Origin of the sequence: Armatimonas sp., from assembly GCF_031410135.1 — a bacterium.
Classification (GTDB): domain Bacteria; phylum Armatimonadota; class Armatimonadia; order Armatimonadales; family Armatimonadaceae; genus Armatimonas.
The window spans coordinates 1-5,655 of the sequence record NZ_JANNYP010000591.1 but is presented as its reverse complement, the minus strand read 5'-3'; the positions used below and the strand labels follow the sequence as shown (position 1 = coordinate 5,655).

At 57.0% G+C, this 5,655-nt stretch carries 8 protein-coding genes; 4 read left to right on the top strand and 4 right to left on the bottom strand.

What is annotated here, in order from left to right; translation table 11 throughout:
• The 4 genes from RMO15_RS21690 to RMO15_RS21675 form a co-directional block, all read left to right on the top strand.
• The coding region (locus RMO15_RS21690; protein ID WP_309717049.1) for a prepilin-type N-terminal cleavage/methylation domain-containing protein at positions 1 to 869 on the top strand (869 nt) is incomplete at its 5' end.
• A 208-nt stretch (positions 870 to 1,077) separates the two neighbouring features.
• Positions 1,078 to 1,377: a hypothetical protein gene (locus tag RMO15_RS21685; protein WP_309717046.1), complete on the top strand. Its 300-nt coding sequence runs from the start codon at positions 1,078 to 1,080 to the stop codon at positions 1,375 to 1,377.
• 34 nt (positions 1,378 to 1,411) lie between these two features.
• On the top strand, positions 1,412 to 2,731 hold the full coding sequence (locus RMO15_RS21680) for a tetratricopeptide repeat protein (protein WP_309717043.1): 1,320 nt from the start codon (positions 1,412 to 1,414) through the stop codon (positions 2,729 to 2,731).
• A 9-nt stretch (positions 2,732 to 2,740) separates the two neighbouring features.
• Positions 2,741 to 3,580, top strand: a complete 840-nt coding sequence (locus RMO15_RS21675) for an alpha/beta hydrolase family protein (RefSeq protein WP_309717041.1) — start codon at positions 2,741 to 2,743, stop codon at positions 3,578 to 3,580.
• Here the strand turns inward: RMO15_RS21675 and RMO15_RS21670 are convergent.
• The 4 genes from RMO15_RS21670 to RMO15_RS21655 form a co-directional block, all read right to left on the bottom strand.
• Complete coding sequence (locus tag RMO15_RS21670) at positions 3,513 to 4,025, bottom strand: NUDIX domain-containing protein (RefSeq protein ID WP_309717038.1); 513 nt, start codon at positions 4,023 to 4,025, stop codon at positions 3,513 to 3,515. The genes RMO15_RS21675 and RMO15_RS21670 overlap by 68 nt on opposite strands.
• Positions 4,026 to 4,034: 9 nt before the next feature.
• Complete coding sequence (locus RMO15_RS21665) at positions 4,035 to 4,766, bottom strand: GDSL-type esterase/lipase family protein (protein ID WP_309717036.1); 732 nt, start codon at positions 4,764 to 4,766, stop codon at positions 4,035 to 4,037.
• Between the two features lies 1 nt (position 4,767).
• Positions 4,768 to 5,214 (bottom strand): hypothetical protein, encoded by a 447-nt coding sequence (locus tag RMO15_RS21660; RefSeq protein WP_309717033.1) that lies wholly within the window; start codon positions 5,212 to 5,214, stop codon positions 4,768 to 4,770.
• Positions 5,215 to 5,655 (bottom strand): hypothetical protein (locus RMO15_RS21655; protein WP_309717030.1); only part of this gene is annotated, 441 nt, incomplete at its 5' end.

The window sequence follows — 5,655 nt, the reverse complement described above, 5'->3', positions numbered from 1 at the left end:
CAGTTATGAAAATGTTGAAGCAGATACGCCAGAGTTTTACACTCATTGAGTTGTTAGTTGTTATCGCGATTATCGCGATTCTCGCCGCCATCCTCTTCCCGGTCTTTGCTCAGGCCCGTGAGCGTGCACGTATGATTGCCTGTCTCTCCAACATGCGCCAGATCGGCACGTCGCTTCGTATGTATGCTCAGGATTACGACGAGATTTACACCCCACTACGCATGGGCTACAATCCTCGAACCAATCTTCCGTTTGCGGACGGCTTGACCGAAGGCTTCATGTGGCGCAATGCGCTTCAGCCATACCTGAAGAACAAGGGCATCATGGCATGTCCTTCCAATAGCGAGTCTATCAAAAGTCGCGGTAAGGCTGGACGATTGCCTGCAAGCAACGGTGGCAACTGGAACGATCAGGCTCAAGGATACGGAGTCGAGCCCGATCTACAGATGCCGCAGGGCTATGGAATGAACGGTTTTGCCTCGACCTGGATTCCCACCATGGACACGGGGGCTGCGGCCTGGGGTGCTAATCTGGCTCCTCCCTCCGATGCACAGTTGGAGCGGCCTGCGGACACGATCGCTGTGACGGAGACCCGCTGGCGCGACTCAGATGTCCACCCTGAGTGGATCCTCAATAACACAGGGTTTTGTAACGATCGCGCGGTCATGCGCCACTTTCAGAACAAAGCTAACTTTGTCTACTGGGATGGTCATGCTGCTTCGCGCTCTTGGGGCCAGACCCTCTTCCCACTTAGTCGAAATCAGTGGCAGCGTGATAACTCTAATACTCGCGATACAGATACTAACCTGAATAGCAGCTGGGGTTGGGGTGTTAATGTTAGTGCTGGCCTCTGTAGCAACCTCAGATAGGTTTGTTTTGGGAGGTAATGAAAGGAGTTCCTCAGGCAATGCCTGAGGGGCTTCTTTATAAATTAGGTGTGACCCATTCTGGCTGAAGTCATTGCGAGGCGCTAAGGAAACTCTGGCGACAACCATCGTGAAGGCGATTGAGCCTCAACTAGCAAAACTGAACCCTCAACCCGAATGGTTTATATTTTTATGAATTGGGAAAATCGTTATGAAACAAGAAATTTCCAAGCCCTTAATGTTTGGTATCATTGCAGCGCTCGTGGTTGCTGCGACTATAGGTGGCTACTTTTTTGTGAATCGAACAACAAGTGATACGAACTCCACCGTAGATGGACAACGGAAGCGGGCGGAAGCAGCAAAAAATGATCCAATGGCCGGCTATGGCGGCTCTAAAGGCAGACCCGGTGGACAGGGTGGTGGTGGCTACGGCGGTGGTTACGGTGGCCGCCCCATGGGCATGGGCGGTGGGAGTGGCAGCATGGGTGGCAGTGGTAGCCAAGGCCGCTAGTGCAGGTAGCACGGTTGTGCTAGAATAGCCTTCCATGCCCGTCGCCAAAGTATCCACAGAGAGGACACCCTCCACGCCCCCCCCGGCGCGTGGAAGGCGTCTTCTCTTTGTCGTCCTGGGTCTCCTGGGACTCGGTTTTGTCATCAGCCTTCCGTGGCAACAGCGCCAATGGAAGCAAGTGGAGAAGCTCCGCTCCGAAACACAGAGCCAACAAGTGCGCTTAGAGTCGCTTCAGACTCTCAAAAACAAAGCGACGGCCAGTGAGCAGAGCCTGGGGCAAAACCCGGAGAGCTTGGAGGCGCTTTTCCAGGCAAGTGAGGCCGCCTTCACCCAAAACAATCGCCCCCGTGTCGCTCAGCTCTTAGCGACAATTGAGGAAAAACTCCAAACAAATCCCACCCCGGATATCGCCGCCTGCATGGCACTCTCGCAGCTCTATCAGCGCCTTGGCTGGCTAGATCGTGGGCTTTTCTATGCCGAGAAAGCCGTCGCGCTGGATCCAAAATCGCCCCCGGCCTTGGTGACTCTCGCTTTTATCGAAGCCCACCTGGGCTGGCTAGAGCGGGCCTGGCCTCATCTCAAGCAGGCGCAAAGCCTTGCCCCCGACACCCCCGGAATTCATTCCGCGCAGGCACTTTTACACGACCAGATGGGTGCCTACGATGAGGTGGAAAAATCCCTCCAGGCCGCTCTCAAACAGACGCCTAATGACTGGCCCACGTCGGTTCTGCTCGCCCGAAACCAGATGGCTCAAAAACGATTTACCGAGGCGCTCGCAACACTTGCCGCCGCCGAAAAATCAGCTCCCAGTCAGCCTGGTATTCTCTCCGCCCAGGTCGAGGCGCAGTTCAGCCTGGCCCAACAGAAAGTAAAGGGAGCCCCCACAGAGCTAACCACTGCTCTGGAGCTCGCACAGCGCTACCTCCAGCTCTCCCCGGATAGTGCCCCAGATGGCCACTACTGGATCGGAAAGATCCTGCTCACGCAAAAAAAAGAAAAAGAAGCGCTGGCAGAGTGGGAGAAGATCTACACGCCTCAGACAGATAGCCAGCCCCTTCTGATCGGCATGGGGCAGCTTCTAGTTCGCCAAGGTCAGCGTGCCCGAGGAGAGGTGCTCCTCGCCCGAAGCCGGGAGCTACGCCGCTCGGGGGAAGAGTACACGCGCTGGATTTCAAATACCCGTGATGACTTCAAGAACCCCGAGCAGCACCGCCAGTTTGCCCGCTGGTGCCAGAAGGAAGGGCGTCTGCCACGTGCGATTATCGAGTGGGAGCAGGTTCTGGTGCACCTACCCCAAGATGCAGAGGCCCGCTCCAGCCGTGATCGCTGCATCGCACAGCGCAATAAGCGATAGAATAGCGGTGTGACGTTTCCTGAGCTTGTATCCCTCTGGCTTACCCCGCCCCGCTTTCCTTCCCCTAGCTTCCCGATTGAGCCGAGGCGTTTTTCTCTCACCCTCCCCACGGTACCTCTTGAAGGCTTCCCGGCGGAGCGCTACCCCGAGGTGCTGGGAGCGCAGAAGACCGTCACCTGCTACGAGTGGCCGGGCACCGGGCCGACCGTTGTTCTTGCTCATGGCTGGGGCGGCTGCGCGGCGCAGTTTGCGGGCTGGATAAAGCCACTCACACAAGCGGGCTACCACGTGCTTGCCTACGATGCCCCGGCCCACGGCGACTCCGAGGGGACGCTGGCAAGTGCCCCCGCCAACGCGGGAACCCTCAAGGCACTGGCAGAGTGGCACGGTGGGCCAATTCACGGGATTATCGGGCACTCGCTCGGAGCCATTGCGACGACGCTCGCCCTGGCAGCCGGCGTTCAGGCCGGACGCGTTGTTTTTCTTGCCCCAATCTGCTTTGTCTACGACGGCCTCAAAAACCATGGCCTACGCGAGGGACTCACCGAAGCCGAGGCAGACGAGCTCGTACGCTACTTTGAGACGGAGTTCAGTGCGAATCTCTCGGTACTCAGCGCTCTCGAACGGGTTGCGAGTCCGCCGCCCTTGACGATCTTCCATGACCGCGCCGACACCAGCGTCCCCTACGAAGAGGCGGAGATTATCGCGGCGAGATGGCCGGGCTCCACGCTGGTCGAGGTGCCGCGCGTGGGACACACGCGGATACTACTCTCACGCGGCGTTATCCAGCAAGCGCTTTCCGTGCTAGACGGCTCAGCGACGCCTCAGGAAACACCGCCAGCTCCGTAAGTGCGATCCAGCGGCCCGTGGCTGGCTCGACGCCTGCACGGAGCCGAAAGAGAAAGCGCATGTCGTGGTGAAAGTGCGTCGGCTCGTCGCCGCGTGCGGGGATGGCATGCACGTCCACATCGAAGAGTGCGCCGTCGCTCTCCACATCGGCCTCGGACAAGCCCGTTTCTTCACAAAGCTCGCGTAAGGCTCCGTGCCACGGCGAGACGTCCTCGGACTCCAAGTGTCCCCCCGGCTGCAGCCAGCGCTGGAGTTTCTCGTGCCAGATCAACCAGCCTGCCGTGCCATCCGCACTCACCAAAAACGCCGAGCCCGTCAGGTGCCCCTCCAAAGTCGAGCGCGACGCAGGCTCTGCCACACGGTCCACAAACTCCCGCACCTGCGCCACATGCGCCGCCTCGGTTGGGTCAAACGGAGAGAAATCGTCGGGGATCACGGATATCACACCGGCAGTTTACGGCGACTTGAGCAGTGGTACCAGTGCGACATTGAGCTTTTCATAGCCCGCCGGACTCAGGTGCAAGTGATCTAGAGCCAGCTCAGCGAGGACTTTGCCATCAGATCCCGCCAGAATCGGCTCTGTCTCCAAGATCTGGACACCCTCTCCGGCGAGCTTCCGAAGCTCCGTATTGGTTTCCTGAGCCAGACCGACGACCTCGTCCGACCAGAACGGCTCCTGCCAGGGCTTGGGCGTTCGCACTGGAAAGATCGTGCAGAGCACCACACGGATCTTGTTTTTTCGTAGCGTCTCCACCATCGCCGCAAGATTTGTCACACAATCGTCTTTGAGCACAGTCCGGCGCTCGGGCAAGAGTGGCAAGCTGCGCAGGTCGTTGATGCCACACTCCAAAACAACACACGCAGGCTTGAGCCGCAACACATCCCGCTCCAGCCGCCCCCTCACCTGTGCCGTCGTCTGCCGTCCCACGCCCCGCGTGATACATATCTGACCTGACACACTCGGGAGCGTCCACATCTGCGCCCGCGAGTCGCCAAAGAACACCACCGCACCCTCTTTCGGAGCAAGCTCAGTCGCATAGATCTTCTGCCCCAGCGGATCAAGCCGAACCGTAAAGTTCTCCAGCCGCTGTCGCCGAAGCTGGCTGAACAAAATGATGTTGGTCGCAAGAGCCGCTAACAAGCCAGCACTAAGAACCCAAATTCCCAAACGAGTAGAGCGCTTCATGTTAAAAGTCTGCCGTCAGATGCCAGCGAATTCCGTTTTCATGAAGTCCTTCGAGAACGCGCTCACAGTCCTGTAAATCCTGAATTACTCCCTCGGGGTCGGGAATGCCACTGGGATCTTTTTGAAGATGCGTCAACAATGCTCTTACCGTAGTCAGCCCATCGGTTGGCTCAAACCAGGTCTCTTCCGGCATGGTGAAACCAAGCCATTCCTCCACTGCCGCGTGATCGTAGCGCCCTGTCTCTTGGTCAAAATATTCGTCGGGCACTTCCATCAACTGAAAGGCTTCATTAGGATCTCCAGAGAGAAACGAGCTAAGTGGATTTACTTCCAGGCTTTTAGCGAGACGTTCGAGTTCATCCCCTGCTTTCAAAAGACACTTACCATTAACCTCTAAGCAGACGAATTCCGAGTGTTGCTCGCTCGTGATGAAATACGATGCGCCCACTTATGGTGTCGCTCTTTCGAGTTCAAAAATACTTTCAACACCATAGAAGTACACATTAAACTCGCGGAAAAAGTTCATCTGCCCTAGTATCACGGGGCCGGTATCTTGTGCCATCCAAGTGAACACTAAATCAATGGGCGCGAAGTTTCCGACCACGGCAGGGAGAACAATAAGACGAGTTTCGATGTTCGCAAACTTCCCCGTGAGGGTAGGGCCAATACGAGAATCATTCCAATTTAGCCCAAGTGCAAGCCCTAGAGAGTAAGGAATCACATTGATGTCCGCTCCAGAATCTACGAGGGCAGGGAAAGAGATTCGTCGCTCCCCTGTGTGCCACAATGATTTGAGACACTTTCCGTTCCCTCTATATCTCCCCAGGGCAAAAAGGAAAGAACCAGAATGAGCATCACTATGGCCCACCCAAACGGCAACTCCGTCTAT